The organism is Mycobacterium kyorinense, from assembly GCF_001672775.1.
In the GTDB taxonomy this organism is placed as follows: domain Bacteria; phylum Actinomycetota; class Actinomycetes; order Mycobacteriales; family Mycobacteriaceae; genus Mycobacterium; species Mycobacterium kyorinense_A.
Window position 1 is genome coordinate 32541 of the sequence record NZ_LZKJ01000108.1, and the last position, 17685, is coordinate 50225.

The window sequence follows — 17685 nt, forward strand, 5'->3', positions numbered from 1 at the left end:
GGAAGGACACGCGGTGGATGGCACTCCGCCATACCCACTAGACGGCGACGACGATCGCGACGATCTGGCCGCATTGGACTTCTCCGTTGGCTACGACGACGGTGAGGAGTCCGTGCTCGGCGTGTTCGACGATTATCTGCCGAGCGAAGAGACCGATGCGGACGACGATTGGCCTGCGATCGCTGCCCGCGACATGGAAGAGGAAGAGCTTCAATCGCCGCTGTTCACGGTGACCAACCCGGCGGGGACGGTGACGGTGTCGGCGTTCATGGATGGACACATCCAGGGGATTGAACTGACGGCGAAAGTGACCAACATGACCGAAGCACATCTGGCTGACGAGATACTCGTCATCGCGGATCTAGCCCGGCAGAAGGCCCGGTCCGCCCAGTACGAGTCCATTTCTGAGGCCATGCGTGAACTCGGGCAAGACAACGCGACGACGCGCGACTTCCTGACACGCGAATTGCGGTTGCCCTCACCGGAAGAGGCGACCGCAGCGGCCGCCAAGGTTTTTGCCACCCGATACGCGAGCGATCATGACTGAGCACTTGGCCAACCTGTTTGCAAGCGCCGTCAACATGTTGCCCATGTCGCCGGCGCGGTCCCTGGAGCTGTTCACCGAAATCACCAGCTACGACGAGTCCGCTTGTGATGCATGGGTCGGCCGCATCCGGTGCGGCGACACCGATCGGGTGACGTTGTTCCGGGCCTGGTACTCGCGGATGAACTTTGGGCGGTTGGCGGGCGCAGGCGAGACGTCGATGACCACCCTCAACGCCAGGATTCCGATCGGCGGCTTGTACGGCGACATCACCTACCCGATCAACTCGCCGCTGGCGATCACGCTGGGCTTCGCCGCGAGCGAAGCCGCGGCCGGGAATTATGCCGACGCCATGGAGGCGTTGGAAGCCACGCCGTCCAGCGGCGCCGAGTATCTGGTGTCGTGGGCCAAGGCAGTTGTCTACGGTGCGGCGGAGCGCTGGACCGATGTGATCGATGAGGTCAGGGGTGCTCCGCATTGGACGGATAAATTCTTGGCTGCCGCCGCCGGGGTGGCCCACGGAGTTGCCGCGGCGAACCTGGGACTGTTCAGTGAAGCCGAGCGTCGGCTCACCGAGATGCACGATTCGCCGGCGGGGCAAGCATGCGGGCGAGTGATCGCCTGGCATCTGGCGATGATCCGGCGTGGCCAAGGCAACGAAGAGTCGGCCACGCCACTGCTGGAATGGTTGCAGGCCAATTATCCAGAGCCCAAAGTTGCTGCCGCACTGAAGGATCCGTCCTATCGGCTGGTGCCTACCAGCGCCGAAAAGATCGCGGCCCGCAAGGACCCGTGGGATCCCTCCAGCGTTGTCGCCGACACGTCGGGCCAGGAGAAGCTGCTCGCCGAAGCCCAAGCAGAACTGGACCGTCAGATTGGGCTGGGCCGGGTCAAAGAGCAGATCGAAAGATACCGCGCCGCCACGCAGATGGCGAAGGTGCGCGCAGCTCGCGGCATGAAGGTCGCACAGGCGAGCAAGCACATGATCTTCGCCGGACCCCCCGGCACCGGCAAGACGACAATCGCCCGGGTGGTGGCCAACATCCTGGCCGGGTTGGGCGTCATCACCGAGCCGAAGCTCGTCGAGACCTCCCGCAAGGACTTCGTCGCCGAGTATGAGGGGCAGTCCGCGGTCAAGACCGCCAAGACCATCGACCGCGCCGTCGGCGGGGTGCTGTTCATCGACGAGGCATACACCTTGGTTCAGGAACGCGACGGCCGCGCCGATCCATTCGGCACCGAGGCATTGGACACCCTGTTGGCCCGGATGGAAAACGACCGCGACCGGCTGGTGGTGATCATCGCCGGTTACAGCTCCGACATCGACCGGCTGCTGGAAGCCAACGACGGCTTGCGGTCGCGTTTCGCGACCCGGATCGAATTTGACTCGTATTCGCCCGAGGAGATTCTCGACATCGCGAAAGTCATTGCCAGCGCCAATGACTCAGCATTGAGCACAGATGCCGCCGACCATCTGCTCGAGGCGGCGAAACTGCTCAGTCAACGGACGGTCGGCGACAAGCCGGCGCTCGACGTCGCGGGTAACGGCCGTTACGCGCGCCAACTCGTGGAGTCCGGTGAGCAGTACCGGGATATGCGCCTGACCCAAGCGGTCGACTTCGAAACCCTGGACGTGGACCGACTGCGTGAAATCAACGGCCAGGATATGGCGGAGGCGATCGGCTCGGTGCACCGACGGCTCAACATCGGCGAGTGACACATGGCGGGATTCCGGCTTACCACCAAGGTTCAGGTCAGCGGTTGGCGGTTTTTGCTGCGGCGCGTCGAGCACGCCATCGTGCGGCGAGACACCCGCATGTTCGACGACCCGCTGCAGTTCTACAGCCGGGCGGTGGGCCTCGGCATCGTGATCGCGGTACTGATCGGGGTCGGGGCCGGATTGCTGGCTTACTTCAAGCCGCTAGGCCGGCAAAGCGGCGACAGTCTGCTCGTTGACCGCACCACCAACCAGCTTTATGTGGTGATGTCCGGAACCGGCGAGCTGCACCCCGTCTACAACCTGACGTCCGCGCGACTGGTGCTGGGCAGCTCGGGCAACCCGCACGCGGTGAAGTCCAGCGAACTGGACAAGATGCCGAAGGGCCAGCGCATCGGCATCCCGGGCGCCCCGTACGCCACCCCGGTTACGTCAGATGCCTCGTCGGACTGGACGCTGTGTGACACCGTCGCCAACCCGGAGAGTGTTGCTCCTGCCGTCCAGACGTCGGTGATAGCGATGCCGTTGGTTACCGATGCGTCGATCGGTCCGGTGCGGCCGAATCAGGCGTTAATCGCGTCGTATCAAGGCAGGGAATGGGTGGTGACCAAAGCGGGCCGCCATGTCATCGATTTGACCGACCGCGCGGTCGCCTCGGCGGTCGGGATACCCGTCACCGCAAGGGCCACCCCGATGTCCGAAGGCGTGTACAACGCGATACCCGATGCCGGACCCTGGCAGGTACCACCGATTCCCGCTGCGGGCGCACCGAATTCTCTTGGGCTGCCGGAGAATCTGGTGATCGGGTCAGTGTTTCAAACCCAGAGCGAGACGGGTCCGCAGAAATTCGTGGTGCTGCCCGATGGTGTTGCCCGAGTGAACGCGACCACGTCGGCGGCGCTACGGGCAACCAATTCCTATGGGCTGATCGCGCCTCCGTCGATCGAGTCCAGCCTGGTGGCGCGGATCCCTGAGCGGGTGTACGGCTCGCCGCTGCCGGACGAGCCGCTGAAGATTCTGCCCCGGCAGGAGGCGCCCGTACTGTGCTGGTCATGGGAGCGTGAACCCGGCGACCAGTCCGCCAAGACTGCTGTGCTCACCGGCCGCCACTTGCCGATCTCACCTACGGCGATGCGCACCGGTATCAAGCAAATCGAAGGAACCACGACGGTTTACACGGATGGCGGAAAATATGTGCGCCTACAGTCGCCGGACCCGAAGCATGGCGAGGCGTTGTACTACATCGACCCACAGGGGGTGCGGTATGGCTTGCCGGACGAAGAAACGGCCAAGTATCTCGGCTTGACGTCGCCCAAGAACGCGCCGTGGGCCGTCGTGCGCCTGCTGGTAGATGGACCGGTGCTGTCCAAGCAGGCTGCGCTACTGGAGCACGACACCCTGCCCCCGGACCCGAAACCCCGGAAAATTGAAAGCCGAGGCGGCTGATGACGACCAAGAAGTTCACCCCGACCGTCAAGCGAGGACCACGCCTGACGCCCGGCGAAATCACCGTCACGCCACCGGAAGACCTTGGCATTGAGATTCCGGCATCGGGCATCCAGAAGATGCTGCCGTACGTGATGGGTGGCGGCATGCTGGGCATGATCGCGATCATGGTCTTCACCGGTGTCCGGCAGCTGTCACCGTACATGTTGATGATGCCGTTGATGATGATCATGACGACGGTGGGATTCATGGCCGGCGGCGGCCCGGGCGGCAAGAAGGTTCCTGAAATCAACGCCGACCGTAGGGAGTATCTGCGTTACCTGGCCGGACTGCGAACCCGCGTGACCTCATCGGCCAGCGCGCAGGTGACGTTTTTCGGCTACCACGCACCACATCCCGACGACCTACTGTCGCTTGTTGGCACACACCGGCAGTGGTCACGCCCGGCTAATGCCGACTTCTACGCGGCCACCCGGATCGGACTCGGCTCCGAACCGGCGGTGGACCGGCTGTTGAAACCCGCTCTCGGCGGTGAGCTGGCGGGCCCCGACGCCGCGCCCCAGCCGCACCTTGAACCGGTAAGCCACATGTGGGTGCTGAAGTTCCTGCGCACTCACGGGCTTGTTCACGATTGCCCGAAACTGGTGCAGCTGCGCACATTTCCAACCGTCGCGATCGGCGGCGATCCAGAAGGCGCGGCCGGATTGCTGAGAGCGATCATCTGCCACCTCGCGGTATTCCACCCGCCGGACCTGCTGCAAATCCGGGTGCTCACCGAGGACCCCGAGGATCCGGAGTGGTCCTGGGTGAAATGGCTCCCACATCTCCAGCACCAGACCGACACCGACGCTGCCGGCACCACGCGGCTGATCTTCACTCGGCCAGACGGTCTCAGCGATTTGACCGCCCGGGGCCCGCACACACCGGATGCGGGGCCGGGCGGACCCTACGTCGTCGTCATCGACTTGACCGGAGGAACCGCGGGCTTCCCGGTGGACGGCCGAGCCGGCGTCACGGTCATCACGCTGGGTAATCACCGGTCGGCCTACCGGATCCGGGTCGACAAGGACGGCACCGCCGACGACCGCCTCCCTAACCAGACGTTCCGTCAGGTGACCTCGGTGACTGACCGGATGACTCCGGCACAAGCCACCCGGGTCGCCCGAAAGCTGGCCGGGTGGTCCATCACCGGCACCATCATCGACAAGACCACCCGGGTCCAAAAGAAGGTGTCGACGGAATGGCACCAGCTCGTCGGCGCCCAGGCCGTCGAGGAGGTGCTGCCGAACCGTTGGCGGATGTTCGCCGACACTGACCAGGACCGGCTACGAATCCCCTTCGGTCACGAACTCAGGACCGGCGACGTCATGCACCTCGACATCAAAGAGGGCGCGGAATTCGGGGCCGGACCGCACGGCATGCTCATCGGTACTACCGGGTCGGGCAAGTCGGAGTTCTTGCGCACCCTCATCCTGTCGCTGGCCGCCACGCATCATCCCGACCAGGTCAACCTGCTGTTGACTGACTTCAAGGGTGGCTCGACGTTCCTGGGTATGGAACGGCTCCCGCACACTGCGGCGGTTGTCACCAACATGGAAGAAGAGGCCGAGTTGGTCAGTCGCATGGGTGAGGTGCTGACCGGTGAACTCGACCGACGGCAATCGATACTGCGCCAGGCCGGCATGCAGGTGGGGGCAGCGGGCGCGCTATCCGGTGTGGCCGAGTACGAAAAACACCGCGAGCGTGGCGCTGACTTACGGCCTCTGCCAACGCTTTTCGTCGTGGTCGACGAGTTTGCCGAGCTGCTGGCCAACCACCCGGATTTCATCGCGTTGTTCGACCGGATCTGTCGCGTCGGTCGGTCACTGCGGGTGCACCTGCTACTGGCGACCCAGTCCCTGAACACCGGCGGGGCGCGCATCGACAAACTGGAGCCCAACCTGACTTACCGGATCGCGTTGCGTACCACCAGCTCTGCGGAATCCAAGCAGGTGATCGGAACTCCCGAAGCGCAGTACATCACCAACAAGGAAAGCGGTGTCGGCTTCCTTCGGGTTGGTATGGAGGACCCGGTGAAATTCAAGAGCGTCTACACCGGTACGCCTTACGTCCCCACCATGGAAACTGATGGGGAAGTAAACGGTGAAGCGCCCGGCGTCCCGCAGCGCAAGCGAGATGTGCGCATCCACCGGTTCACCGCGGCACCGATCTTCGATCCGGTGATGACGTCATGAACGGCGCTGGCGGTGCAATGCGAAGCAATAAGGAGCGGCGCCGATGAGCATCGAACACGAGCCGCGGGTACTGCGCGAGGTGGTGCTGGACCAGCTGGGCACCGGCGAAGCCATTGCGTACCGAATGTGGTTGCCGCCGTTGATGGATCCGACTCCGGTCAATGAGCTTGTCGAGCGTGACATCCGGCAACCGCTGCGATTCGGTCTGGGAATCATGGACGAGCCGCGCCGGCATCGTCAGGAGGTGTGGGGCATCGACGTTTCCGCGGCGAGCGGCAACATCGCCGTCGGCGGCGCGCCGCAAACAGGAAAGTCGACATTTCTGCAGACTCTGATCTTGTCGGCTGCGGCCACCCACTCTCCGCGCCACGTTCAGTTCTATTGCATCGACCTCGGTGGCGGTGGGCTGATCTACCTTGAAGACCTGCCGCATGTCGGCGGGGTGGCGACCCGATCCGAGCCGGACCGGGTCAACCGCATGGTTGCCGAAATGAAAGCCGTGCTGCGCCAACGGGAAGCCATCTTCAAGCAATATCGGGTGGGCTCGATTGCGGCGTATCGCCAGATGCGCGACGACCCGAACCATCCCGCCGCGGCGGATCCCTTCGGCGACGTGTTCCTGGTCATCGACGGGTGGCCGGCTTTCGTCGGGGAATTTCCCGACCTCGAGCCGATGGTGCAAGATCTGGCCGGTCAAGGGTTGGCCTTCGGCATCCACACCGTGATCTCCACGCCACGTTGGACTGAGCTGAAGGCCCGGGTGCGCGACTATCTCGGCACCAAAGTGGAGTTCCGGCTAGGGGACACCAACGAAACCCAGATCGACCGCATAACGCGCGAGATCCCGGCTAACCGTCCCGGGCGGGCGATCTCGATGGAGAAGCACCACCTGATGATCGGGGTGCCCCGGATCGACGGCGTGCACAGCGCCGAGAACCTGGTCGAGGCGATGTCGGCGGCGGTCCAACAAATCGCGACCGTTCACACCGAGCAGGCGCCCGAGGTCAGGGTGCTGCCCGAACGCATCCACCTGCACCAGCTGGATCCCAACCCACCGGGGCCCGATGCGGATTACCGCACCCGGTGGATGATTCCGCTGGGGTTGCGCGAGTCCGACCTGTCGGTGGCCTACAACAACATGCAGGTCACCCCGCACTTGCTGATCTTCGGTGCCGCGAAGTCGGGTAAGACGCGCATCGCCCACGCCGTCGCGCGGGCCATCTGTGCCCGCAACAGTCCTGACCAGGTGCGCTTCATGGTGGCCGACTACCGCTCAGGACTGCTGGACGCGGTACCGGATTCTCATCTGCTCGACGCGGGGGCCATCAACCGCAACGCCGCGTCTCTTGACGAGAACATCAAAGCGATGGCGATCAATCTGCGGAAGCGACTGCCGCCCGTCGACTTGACTGCCGCGCAGCTGCGTTCGCGGTCGTGGTGGAGCGGACCTGACATTGTGCTGTTGGTCGACGACTGGCACATGATCGTGGCAGCTGCCGGTGGCGTTCCGCCAATGACGCCGCTGGGCCCGCTATTACCAGCGGCCGCCGATATTGGCCTGCACATAATTGTCACGTGTCAAATGAGCCAGGCCGCCCGAGCAACGATGGACAGGTTTGTCGGCGTTGCATACGGGGCGGGTTCGCCCACCCTATTTCTCTCCGGTGACAAACAAGAGTTCCCGTCCAGTGAGATTAAAGTCAAAAAAAGGCCCCCTGGCCAGGCATTTTTGGTTGCGCCGGACGCCAAAGAAGTCATCCAAGCGGTCTATATCGATCCTCCAGAAGAAGTGTCTGCACCACCCTCTAACGGCGGTTAGGATCGATTCGACAACTTCATCGCCGGAGGACGTGCTGATGCGCGAGGGGTGCCAAATCCCAGCCTGAAATGGTGCGCGGTCGTCCATAACGGTGAATGTGGATGTCCGCTACAAGATGAGGAGAGATTTGAAATGCAACCCTTAGCAGTCGACCCCGCTATCGCCGCGATCGGTACCCAGGTCGTCGCGAACGGCACCCGCGGAGTGGCCGCCGGCACCACAGCCTCAGCGGCGGTGACCAGCCTGATGCCCGCTGGTATCGACGAAGTCTCGGCGCAGGCCGCGATGGCATTCGCGTCAGAGGGCGTGCAAACCCTTGCTCTGAACAGCTTTGCGCAGGAAGAGCTCGCACGAGCCGGCGCAGCCTACGCCGAAGCCGCCGCGATCTATGCCGCGGTCGACGAAGGCGCCGCAGGCACGCTGATTTAGCGCGTCGGGCGAAGCAGTCACCTCGAGACCAGAGTTAGTCCGCCATGGTTGGGTTGCCGCCGTTAGGCATCGATTTCGCCGCGCTGCTGCCGGAGATCAACACGTTCCGGCTGCAGGCCGGAGCCGGCGCAGAGCCGATGCTGCAGGCCGCCGCCGGCTGGGAGGCGTGGGCAATTTCTCTGGAGACTCAAGCATTGGAGCTGGCTGCGAGCATGTCCGCGCTCAGTGGAGCGTGGTCCGGCATGGCCAGCGAACGTGCGGTGGCTGCGACGATGCCGATGGTGGCTTGGCTGCAGACGCTGGCGTTGCAGGCGCAGAAGCGCGCTATGCAGGCAGCGGCCCAGGCAGCGTCGTACACCGCCGCGGCGACAACCACCCCGCAGCTGCCCGAGATCGCGGAAAACCACATCACCAACTTCGTTCTGAACGCCACCAACTTCCTCGGCGTCAACACCGTGCCGATCGCGGTCAACGAGGCGGACTACATCCGCATGTGGGACCTGGCTGCCGCCACGATGTACGCGTATCTGGCGGAGACCACCACCAACGTGATGTTCGAGCCGGTGTTACCGGCGAAGCCGATTGTCATCCCCGGGGTCGCCGAGGTAGCGGCGGGCGCGGCGCTGGGTCAGTTGGCCGCAAATGCGCCGGGCGCCGTCTACCGCGACGCGGTGTTCGCCCGGGCGACCGCGCAGGGTATGGCCGAATCGGTCGGTTTGAAGGCGGGCGAGGCAGTGGGCGCCGGCAGCCAGGCGGCAACGCTGGGGGAGGGCCAGGCCAGCCACGCCCAGAACACGCGCCCGTCCGAGCAGAACGAGTTGACCCAAGGCCCGCAGCAGTTCATGCAGTCGGGCATGCAGATGGTCACCCAGATCGGGTCGCAGGCCGCCCAGATCCCGCAGCAGCTCGGGCAGCTGCTTCAAAGCCCGATGCAGCAGATGGCGTCACCGATGCAGCAAGTGACATCGATGTTCAGTCAACTCGGCAGCAGCATGGGATCCAGCGACCACGGCATGCAGCTCGGTCTGATGGGGGCCAGTCCGTTCTCGAACCATCCGCTGGCCGGCGGGTCGGGGGCCAGCACCGGTGCCGGCCTGGTGCGGGCGGCATCACTGCCCGGCATGGGCGGTTCGGCGCCGCGTACGCCCCTGATGGCGAGTCTGATCGACAAGACCGGCCCGGTGTCGCCGGCCGCCGTCGAGCCCGTCGGTGCAGCGGCGGGAGCATCGGCCACCGGCGGAACAGCGCCGGTCGGTGCCGGCAGCGGCGGGACGGGCGCAATGGGTCCGACCGGGCAACGCGGAAAATCGGGCGGCACCAAAGGCGGGCTGAAGGCGCCCGCGCCGCTCGCCCAAGACCTGGGCGAAGACGACGGCGACGACTGGTAGCCGTCCACCAAAGACTTCCCGGCCATCGGGGCCGGAAGACTCGCCCTGTGGCGAGGACAACGGGAAAAGAAAGAGATCAGCATGGGTGCACCAATGGAAGCCGATCCGGCTGTCCTCGCCACAGAGGCCAGCAACTTCGAGCGGATCGCAGGAGAGATCAAGGGTGTGATGGCCCGGGTCGAGGGAACGGCACAAGAGTTGATGCCGCAGTTGCAGGGCAGTGCCGGCAACGCTGCTCAGGCGGCGCTTGCGCGTTACAACGAAGCCGCCCTCGCGCAGGTGAAAGAACTGGACGATGTCACAGAGAACCTGCAGCAGTCGAACATCCACTACACCAGCACTGACGAGGATCAGGCCGCCGGCGTTGCCGCTGCCATGAACTTCTGACCCCGACTCGAGAGAAACGGAGTATCACATGGGACAGCCAATCACTTACAACTTCGCCGGCATCGAGGGCCACGCAACCGCTATCCACGGAGCGGTTGGCATCCAAGCCGGTTTGCTCGACGAAGGCAAGGGCTCGCTTGCGAGGCTGGCCGGAGCGTGGCAAGGCGACGCCCAAGGCGCCTACAACACCCTCATGATGCGTTGGGACCAGACGGCCAGTGAACTGAACCTGGCGTTGCAGAACCTGGCGCAGGCGATTCACGAGGCCGGTGCGACAATGGGTCAAACCGAGGCCGCCAACACGGCTAGATTTTTCTAGCCCGGCGCGCACGAGGGGGCGAGTTCGAGTTGTTGATCTCGCCCACCTCGTGTCCCGCCGCAACCGACGAAGTCTTGAGAGGTGCTCATGTCGGCCGACTATGACCGGCTCTTCAACGCCCCCGAGGACGAGCCCGGGGACGCGACTGCGCAGGTAGATCTGGAGGCCGTCCGACGGTTCCAGCCGCCTCCGATGCCGGCGAGCCCACCTGCATCCCACGACGCGCCTACCCCGCCGATGCCGATCGGTGGGCCGCAGCCGCCGCCTCCGTCGTGGCAAGCTCAGGCCGCGCCGCCACCGGCACCGCGCTCGGATACCCCCGCGCCGCCGGCGCCGAATGGCAGCACCGCGGCGCCCATGCCCACCACCGGAACTACCGGCGCGCAATACGAACGCCCGCGTACGCCACCGCCGCAGCCGCCGCCGATGCAACCAGCGCCGGCGCCAAGCCAACATTTCGCCGATTCCCAACAAGAGGCAGGCGGCTGGCGGGCAGCCCCCCCGCCGCCGAGCCAGCCGCAGACGTCCGCGGCCACCATTGGCAATCACCGCGCTATCGACGCGTTGTCACACGTCGGCGTCAAGTCCGCGGTCAAGATGCCGTCGCAACACGGCTGGCGTCATTGGCTGTACTTGCTGACCAGGATGAACCTGGGTCTGTCTCCTGACGAGCTTTACGAATTGGACCTGCAGATGCGGGTTCGGCGCAACGCCCGCGACTCGTATCAGATCGGCATCTTGGGCTTAAAGGGCGGCGTCGGGAAGACCGCTGTGACTGTCGCGTTGGGCTCGGCTCTGGCCAAAGTGCGCGGGGACCGAATCCTGGCCATCGACGCCGATCCGGGTGCCGGCAACCTCGCCGATCGCGCGGGGCGGCAGTCGGCGGCCAGCATTGCGGACCTGCTCGCCGACAAGTCGTTGTCGCGATACAACGATATCCGCGCGCACACCAGCATGAACGCCGCCAACCTCGAAGTGCTCTCGTCCGAGGAGTACAGCGTGGCGCGCCGCGCGTTCAACGACGAGGACTGGCAGGGTGCCACCGAGATCGTGTCGCGGTACTACAACCTGGTGCTGGCCGACTGCGGACCCGGGTTGTTCGATTCGTCGGCCAAAGCTGTGCTGTCGACGGTTTCCGGCATCGTCATCGTGGCGAGCGCATCAATCGACGGCGCGCGGCAAGCTGCGATCGCCATGGACTGGCTGCGCCAAAACGGTTACCAGGATCTGCTGTCCCGCGCCTGTGTGGTGATCAACCACGTCGTGCCGGGCAAGCCGAATCTGGATGTCGATGATCTGGTGCAGCAGTTCGAACGCCATCTGCAGCCGGGTCGGGTCATCGTGCTGCCGTGGGATAAGCACGTCGCGTCAGGAACCGAGATTCAACTCGATCTGCTGGGCTCTACCTACCAGCGCAGGATCTTGGAGTTGGCCGCGGCGCTGTCCGACGACTTCGACCGGCTCGAACGGCATTGAGCGCCCCCGCTGCCGCAGCGTCGGCGACTTCGGGCACGACGCCGAGCAGGCCGTCGACCACCCGCGTGACGATCCTTACCGGTAAGCGGATGACGGACTTGGTGCTGCCCTCGTCGACCCCGATAGAGACCTATATCGACGAGACCGTCTCGGTGCTGGCCGACCTGCTCGAAGACACGCCGGCTGATGTCTTGGCCGGCTTCGATTTTTCGGCTGGCGGTGTGTGGGCGTTCGCTCGTCCGGGTGCTCCGCCGCTGAAGCTCGACAAGTCGCTCGACGACGCCGGAGTCGTCGATGGGTCGTTGTTGACGCTGGTGTCGGTCAGCCGCACGGAGCGGTATCGACCGCTGGTCGAGGATGTCATCGACGCCATCGCGGTCCTCGACGAATCACCACAGTTCGATCGGCGAGCCCTGAATCGCTTTGTGGTCGTGGCTATTCCGGTGGTCGCACTGGCATTGTCGGTGGCGTCGGCGCTGGCCTGGAGTAACACCGGGCATCTGCTGTGGTGGGCCCCGGCGCTGGGCGTTTTGGCCGTCGGTCTGCTGGTCGGCAGCGTCGTTGCCAGAAGCCGGTATCAGAACCTGAAGATGTCGGAAAGCCTGCTCGTCGCGGCGTATCCGGTAGTCGCGGCAGCAGTAGCGCTCGCGATCCCGCTGCCGCGCGGCAGCGACTCGCTGGGCGCGCCGCAGCTGGCGGCCAGCGCGGTGGCCATCCTGCTATTGACGTTGGCGACGCGGGGTGGCCCACGTCGGCGCGCCGAGCTGGCTTCGTTTATCACCGTCTCGGCTATCGCGGTGATGGCCGCGGCCATTGCGTACGGCTATGGCTGGCAGTACTGGGTGCCGGCCGGCGCAATTGGTTTCGGGCTGTTCGTGATGACCAATGCGGCCAAGCTGACGGTCGCGGTCGCGCGGATCGCGCTGCCGCCGATCCCTGCTCCCGGCGAGACCGTTGGCAACGAAGAGCTGCTCGACGCCGTCGAGGCCCCCGAAGACACCGACGAGGAGTCGGCGACCTGGCAGGCCATCCTGGCGTCGGTGCCCGACTCCGCGGCGCGGCTGACTGAACGCAGCCGGCTGGCCAGGCAGCTGCTCATCGGCTTTCTGTCGGCCGGCACCCTGGTGCTCGCGGTCGGTGCCATCGCGGTAGTGGTGCGCGGACACTTCTTCATTCACAGCATCGTGGCGGCCGCATTGGTCACGGTGATCTGCGGGTTCCGGTCACGGCTGTACGCCGAACGCTGGTGCGCATGGGCGCTGCTGACCGCCGTCGTCGCCATCCCCACAGGTGTGATGGTGAAGGTGAGTTTGTGGTATCCGGCCAGCGCATGGCTGGTATTGAGCATCTACCTGGCGGGAGTGGTCGTCGCCGTGATTTCGATCGGCGCAACCGCAAGTGGCCGTCGTGTCTCGCCGGTGACCAAACGGCTTCTCGAATTGGCCGATGGCGCTGCGATCGCCGCCGTCATCCCGTTGCTGTTGTGGATCGCCAGCGTCTACGACCTGATCCGCAATATTCGGGGATAACGCGGATGTTCGCCCTAAAAGTGCTTCCCACACCGGAATTCGGCCCGTGAGCGGGGGACAGGACCTGGCCGTCGACGCCGACGCACTCGGAAAAGTTGGCAGCACTTTTACTGAGGCCGGCGGCGAACTGGCCGCACTCCAAGCTGACGCTCCCCTGGGCGATGCGGCCGGGGTTGGATCGCAATTGGCTACGGCGGCTGCTTGCCGGAAGGCGCAGTCGGCCATCGCTGCTCAGACCGCGGCGTTGGCGAAGGAAACCGACGAATACGGCGGAAAACTGAAAACCGCCGCGGCCGAATACCGCAACACCGACCGCACGGCCGGCGAAGCGATTCACAAAGTCAAATTGGGCAAGTAGCCGGTCTAGTTGATGCACCGACACCGCTAATCGCGGTGGTACGGTTTTGAAATCGGCCGTTCGAAAGGCATGGCTGCATGGGTGTTTCGGTCTCGACGGTGGAGGGGTCGCACCCTGAGAAGCTCACCGACGCCGCCGAGCAGGTTTCCGGCAAGATCACCACCTTGGAAACGATCATGGCCGGCGAACGCGAGGACTTGGCATACCTGCAGCAGTCCTGGCAGGGCGAGGCCGCAACCGCGGCGCTGGCCGCGGGCTTGCGAAAGCTGGGCAAACAGGAGCGGTTTCATCTCAGGCTGCAGGAACTGAAATCCGCGCTGAACAATGGTGGAGAGCAACTCGGCGCTCTGCGCAAAGCGATCGTGGAAATGGTCCACACGTTGGCGAAGCTGGGTTTCTCGGTCAGCGATGACGGCGTGGTCACCCCACACCAGTGGCTGGTCGGAAGATTTCTGAACGGTGTGGCGGAGAAGCTGACGACTGTCCTCCAGCAACTGCTGAAGACCTTCGACGAAGTCGATCAAGCCACTGCTGCCGCGATTGCGCAAGCGTGTGGCCCGTCGATCCCTAATCCTCCGGTCAACGTGGCGGGCAAACACATTCAGATTCCATCGCCCGACACCAGTCCGGAAGACGTCAAGAGGTGGTGGGATTCGCTCAGCGACGAGCAGCGGCAAGCACTCATCGCGCAGCACCCGCCGCTGTTGGGCAACCTCGGCGGCATCCCGGCCGACGCCCGCGACCAAGTCAACGTGCAGGTGATGGACGACGACATTCATCGCGTGGAGGACATCGCTACCCGAAACCATGTCTCGGCCGATGATGTAGTCAAAAACCCAGGGGCATACGGACTTTCGGCCGACGACGTTACCCGGTATCAAAACGCCAAGAATACGCAGCGTGGTCTTTACCATGACATGGGGATTGACGACTACCACGGCGACTACAAAGGTCTTGCCCAATATGCCAAAGACCACAACCTGGACATGTCCACGCTGCGACCGGCAATGCTGTGGGCCTATGACCCGCTGGCGTTCAACGGTAAAGGCAAGGCAGCAATCGCGATTGGGAACCCGGACCAGTCGCCGAACACCGCTGTCATCGTGCCGGGTACAGGCGCCAGCGTGAAGTCGGGATGGCTATCCGACGGCCACAATGATGCGATCAATCTTTACGATCAATCAGCACCGGCCGATCCAAACCACCCCACGGCGGTGATCGCATGGATGGGATACGACACCCCCTCAAGCTTTAACGATCTCAACGTCGGAAACCCGGGCCTTGCCCAAACCGGCGGGGATTTACTCGCGTGGGATGTCAACAGCCTGGGCGTTACCCACCAAGACGGGGTAGGGGAGCACGTCACCGTCATCGGGCATTCGTATGGTTCGACGACGGTGGCCGACGCGTTCGCCCGCAGCGGCATGCACGCCAATGATGCTGTGCTACTGGGGTGTCCGGGGACTGATGCGGCGCGCACTGCTGCCGATTTCAACCTCAATGGCGGACACGTCTACGTCGGCGACGCTTCCACTGACTTCGTCGGTTGGCTCGGTGAAGCAGGCGGGGTGCCCAATGCGCTCAATGATGCGTTAGGCAATCCTGTTGGGGCGGCAGCGGGCTTGGGCACCGATCCGGCCCACGAGGGCTTTGGTGCAACGCGATTTCGTGCCGAGGTTCCGGGCTCGGAATTCATCCGCAGAGAAGACCATTCGTACTACTACCACGTGGGCAGCGAGTCGCTGCGCAGCATGACCGACATCGTCAGCGGCCATGCCGACAACCTGGCAAGCGATGGACTGCTGGCCGGGCAGCGGGTCGACGTCCCCTATCCCGTCACCCCGACCGAGGTGCATGTTCCAGGCATCGGCAACGTTCCGCTGCCTCACATCGATCTCCCGTGGACCGACCCGGAATGGAACCGCCCGGGTGCCTCTGTGACTGATGACCATGGCTTTTAATAACCGTAGAGATAGCCACTTGCGGCGACGATCGGCATTGCTGGCCGTCGCCCCGCTTATCGCGGTCGTGGCTCTTGTCCTAGGAGGTTGTTCGCTGATGTTTCCGTCGCAACACCGCGCAGCCCCACCTCCCGAGCCGTTATCCGATGAGCAGGCCAAGACCCAGGTGATCGACCCGGCCAAACAGATCGCCACGGTGAACGACTTGGCGGATCTGTCCGGGACTTTCCAGTGGGAGTCGTGCAACGACCAAGGAGATCCGCCCTATCGCGGCAGGGTGGACATGTTGTTCACCGTGCCTACCGGCGTGGACCGCCAGGCCTACTTCCAGCAGATCGCCGCAACCATGGCCAAACAATCCGGCTGGACCGCCGGCCCGCCACCGGGTATGCGTCCGTTCGGCGCTGCGGTCCACAAAGACGGGGTCATGGTGATCATCGGGGAGAGCGGCACAGTGGGGCATCACGGGTCTATCCGGCTTTTCGGCGAGTGCCGCAACATGCAGGATCACCACACTGACAACGGCTTCCAACGCATCACCAGCGAACTGGCTGGGGGCTGACGGCACGTCTTGACCGGCCGCCATCCGAGATCGTCGGCGGCGGCAAACTTCGTGCACGCGACGTGCCAACAGAGCGGTTATGCTTTGTTTTACGTAGACGCAGCGTGGGGGTTGTAGCGATGGCGCAAGAGACGCTGAAAGTAGATCCAGAGCGGCTGGCGCAGGCCGCGGCGAAGTTAGGCGCCCATGCCGACGAAATTCCGGTGATTCCGCCGGGCTTCACCGTGTCAGGCAGTGACCCGCTGTCGGCGGCGATCGCCGCGCACGTGCCCAAGCTGGAAGCACCGGTAGTCGGGCCATGACTCTGGACCAACTCAAGGCCGACGCGCAACGGGACGCCGCTAACGTCGCCCAAGCGGCCCAACACTACGCGCAGACCGATGAGGCGCTGGGAAACAAAATCAACCAGCAGCAGTTCGACGCGAACGGCGGCCAGGGGCAGTCGGGTGGCGCCGTGGGGTCGGGGGGCGACCCGGCGAGCCAGATGATGGGTCAAATGGGTCAGATGCTCGGCATGCCGATGGAGATGGCCGGCCAAGCCGTGCAGATGCCGATGCAGATGTTGGGCATGGTCGGAGCGCTTCCGCAGACCGTTATGCAGAGCATGCAGGGTCTGCAGGGCATGATGGGCCACTCTGGCCAATTGGGCCAGCACGGCCCGGATGGGCAGCCGGGCGACGTGCCTGCGGATCAGGCCCAACCGGACAAGCCGGAGGACAAGGACGACAAGGCCGAGGAGAAGCCGAGCGAACCGGCCGAGCCGAAGCACCAAGCCGCCGGACCGCAGCGAGAGCGGCTGGAGCCCATTCCCGACTCTCTCGGCGGCGGTGCAGCCGGTGGTCAGCCGGGAAGTCCGACTGTTCCGGTCACTCCGGCGCCTGGTCGGCCTGCCAGGCCCGGTTCGGAGATCGATCTCTGATCGCTTGGCTTGGTTAATTTTCACTTGCTTAAGGCTGTCGCCATTAAGTTCAGTGCAGGAAAGGCTGTCTGTGAGGCCGCCTGAATAGGCGTGAGTTGGCGTGACCTGGAGGTGTGTGTCGTGAGTGTGCCCCCGCCACCGCAGGATTCATGGCAACCTGGGCCGCCCAGGCCCGGTCAGCCGCCGTCATCGCCGCCCTGGCAGTTTCCCCAGAACCAGCCTGATGGTCCGCTGGCGGGGCCGTATCCAAATTGGCCACCGCATGGGCGGCCCAAGAAGAGCAATGCCCTGAAGTGGGCATTGGCAGCGGTGGCTCTGATTGCGATTGTCGCGGTGGCTGTGGTGCTGACGTTGATTTTCAGTGATGGGGGAGCGGGCGGCGGGGAGAGCATTGGCAGCGGTTCGCATCCGACATCGGGGATCGCGAGTGCTAATGGCGCCGGGCCGGTCGCAGTCTTTACGGATGAATGCGTATGCTCCGGCCAATAGCTTTTAGCTGCCGCGGACACCGCCGTTGAGGCGGTTGTTGTCGAGGCGTGCAAAGCAGCTGACGGGTGTTTTTGGTCCACCCTTCGGGATTACGCTTCGCAGTTGATT

Annotated in this window: 16 protein-coding genes; all 16 read left to right on the forward strand. The window is 64.3% G+C overall.

Going from position 1 to position 17685, the window contains the following annotated elements; translation table 11 throughout:
* The first annotated feature begins 13 nt into the window (after positions 1 to 13).
* The 16 genes from A5707_RS11310 to A5707_RS11385 all read left to right on the forward strand — a co-directional run bounded on the left by A5707_RS11310 (position 14) and on the right by A5707_RS11385 (position 17088).
* Positions 14 to 547, forward strand: coding sequence for a secretion protein EspD (locus tag A5707_RS11310; protein WP_065014563.1), 534 nt, complete (start codon positions 14 to 16; stop codon positions 545 to 547).
* Entirely contained in the window at positions 540 to 2261 is a 1722-nt protein-coding gene (eccA, locus tag A5707_RS11315) for a type VII secretion AAA-ATPase EccA (protein ID WP_065014564.1), read from the forward strand. Before A5707_RS11310 ends, eccA begins: the two co-directional genes overlap by 8 nt.
* 3 nt (positions 2262 to 2264) lie before the next feature.
* Positions 2265 to 3707 carry a type VII secretion protein EccB gene (eccB, locus tag A5707_RS11320; RefSeq protein ID WP_065014565.1) on the forward strand — a complete coding sequence of 481 codons (1443 nt, stop codon included), beginning with the start codon at positions 2265 to 2267 and terminating at the stop codon, positions 3705 to 3707.
* Positions 3707 to 5941: a type VII secretion protein EccCa gene (gene eccCa, locus A5707_RS11325; protein ID WP_065014566.1), complete on the forward strand. Its 2235-nt coding sequence runs from the start codon at positions 3707 to 3709 to the stop codon at positions 5939 to 5941. Before eccB ends, eccCa begins: the two co-directional genes overlap by 1 nt.
* 43 nt (positions 5942 to 5984) lie before the next feature.
* Positions 5985 to 7760, forward strand: coding sequence for a type VII secretion protein EccCb (gene eccCb, locus A5707_RS11330; RefSeq protein ID WP_065014567.1), 1776 nt, complete (start codon positions 5985 to 5987; stop codon positions 7758 to 7760).
* 132 nt (positions 7761 to 7892) lie between these two features.
* Complete coding sequence (locus A5707_RS11335; RefSeq protein ID WP_065014568.1) at positions 7893 to 8189, forward strand: PE domain-containing protein; 297 nt, start codon at positions 7893 to 7895, stop codon at positions 8187 to 8189.
* Positions 8190 to 8233: 44 nt separating this feature from the next.
* Positions 8234 to 9577, forward strand: coding sequence for a PPE family protein (locus A5707_RS11340; RefSeq protein ID WP_065014569.1), 1344 nt, complete (start codon positions 8234 to 8236; stop codon positions 9575 to 9577).
* Between the two features lie 81 nt (positions 9578 to 9658).
* A complete protein-coding gene (locus tag A5707_RS11345; protein WP_065014570.1) occupies positions 9659 to 9964 on the forward strand; it encodes a WXG100 family type VII secretion target in 306 nt (101 codons plus the stop codon).
* Positions 9965 to 9992: 28 nt separating this feature from the next.
* Positions 9993 to 10283, forward strand: a complete 291-nt coding sequence (locus A5707_RS11350; protein ID WP_065014571.1) for a WXG100 family type VII secretion target — start codon at positions 9993 to 9995, stop codon at positions 10281 to 10283.
* 87 nt (positions 10284 to 10370) lie between these two features.
* Positions 10371 to 11759, forward strand: coding sequence for a MinD/ParA family ATP-binding protein (locus A5707_RS11355; protein ID WP_065014572.1), 1389 nt, complete (start codon positions 10371 to 10373; stop codon positions 11757 to 11759).
* Positions 11756 to 13288 carry a type VII secretion integral membrane protein EccD gene (gene eccD, locus A5707_RS11360; protein ID WP_082969404.1) on the forward strand — a complete coding sequence of 511 codons (1533 nt, stop codon included), beginning with the start codon at positions 11756 to 11758 and terminating at the stop codon, positions 13286 to 13288. The genes A5707_RS11355 and eccD overlap by 4 nt, the downstream gene beginning before the upstream one ends.
* A 46-nt stretch (positions 13289 to 13334) precedes the next feature.
* Positions 13335 to 13646 (forward strand): type VII secretion target, encoded by a 312-nt coding sequence (locus tag A5707_RS11365; protein WP_065014574.1) that lies wholly within the window; start codon positions 13335 to 13337, stop codon positions 13644 to 13646.
* 77 nt (positions 13647 to 13723) lie between these two features.
* Positions 13724 to 15607 (forward strand): alpha/beta hydrolase, encoded by a 1884-nt coding sequence (locus A5707_RS11370; protein WP_065014575.1) that lies wholly within the window; start codon positions 13724 to 13726, stop codon positions 15605 to 15607.
* A 97-nt stretch (positions 15608 to 15704) separates the two neighbouring features.
* Positions 15705 to 16169 carry a hypothetical protein gene (locus tag A5707_RS11375; protein ID WP_065014576.1) on the forward strand — a complete coding sequence of 155 codons (465 nt, stop codon included), beginning with the start codon at positions 15705 to 15707 and terminating at the stop codon, positions 16167 to 16169.
* Between the two features lie 119 nt (positions 16170 to 16288).
* Positions 16289 to 16471 (forward strand): hypothetical protein, encoded by a 183-nt coding sequence (locus A5707_RS11380; protein ID WP_065014577.1) that lies wholly within the window; start codon positions 16289 to 16291, stop codon positions 16469 to 16471.
* Positions 16468 to 17088, forward strand: a complete 621-nt coding sequence (locus tag A5707_RS11385; RefSeq protein WP_065014578.1) for a hypothetical protein — start codon at positions 16468 to 16470, stop codon at positions 17086 to 17088. The genes A5707_RS11380 and A5707_RS11385 overlap by 4 nt, the downstream gene beginning before the upstream one ends.
* The last annotated feature ends 597 nt before the right edge of the window (positions 17089 to 17685 follow it).

Bases quoted from the DNA above. Each gene is read 5' to 3' on its own strand.
- eccCa (WP_065014566.1), top strand. From the start codon at position 3,707: ATGACGACCAAGAAGTTCACCCCGACCGTCAAGCGAGGACCACGCCTG.
- A5707_RS11380 (WP_065014577.1), top strand. From the start codon at position 16,289: ATGGCGCAAGAGACGCTGAAAGTAGATCCAGAGCGGCTGGCGCAGGCC.
- eccA (WP_065014564.1), top strand. From the start codon at position 540: ATGACTGAGCACTTGGCCAACCTGTTTGCAAGCGCCGTCAACATGTTG.
- A5707_RS11355 (WP_065014572.1), top strand. From the start codon at position 10,371: ATGTCGGCCGACTATGACCGGCTCTTCAACGCCCCCGAGGACGAGCCC.
- A5707_RS11375 (WP_065014576.1), top strand. From the start codon at position 15,705: ATGTTTCCGTCGCAACACCGCGCAGCCCCACCTCCCGAGCCGTTATCC.
- A5707_RS11385 (WP_065014578.1), top strand. From the start codon at position 16,468: ATGACTCTGGACCAACTCAAGGCCGACGCGCAACGGGACGCCGCTAAC.
- eccCb (WP_065014567.1), top strand. From the start codon at position 5,985: ATGAGCATCGAACACGAGCCGCGGGTACTGCGCGAGGTGGTGCTGGAC.
- A5707_RS11340 (WP_065014569.1), top strand. From the start codon at position 8,234: ATGGTTGGGTTGCCGCCGTTAGGCATCGATTTCGCCGCGCTGCTGCCG.
- A5707_RS11370 (WP_065014575.1), top strand. From the start codon at position 13,724: ATGGGTGTTTCGGTCTCGACGGTGGAGGGGTCGCACCCTGAGAAGCTC.
- eccB (WP_065014565.1), top strand. From the start codon at position 2,265: ATGGCGGGATTCCGGCTTACCACCAAGGTTCAGGTCAGCGGTTGGCGG.
- A5707_RS11350 (WP_065014571.1), top strand. From the start codon at position 9,993: ATGGGACAGCCAATCACTTACAACTTCGCCGGCATCGAGGGCCACGCA.
- A5707_RS11335 (WP_065014568.1), top strand. From the start codon at position 7,893: ATGCAACCCTTAGCAGTCGACCCCGCTATCGCCGCGATCGGTACCCAG.
- A5707_RS11345 (WP_065014570.1), top strand. From the start codon at position 9,659: ATGGGTGCACCAATGGAAGCCGATCCGGCTGTCCTCGCCACAGAGGCC.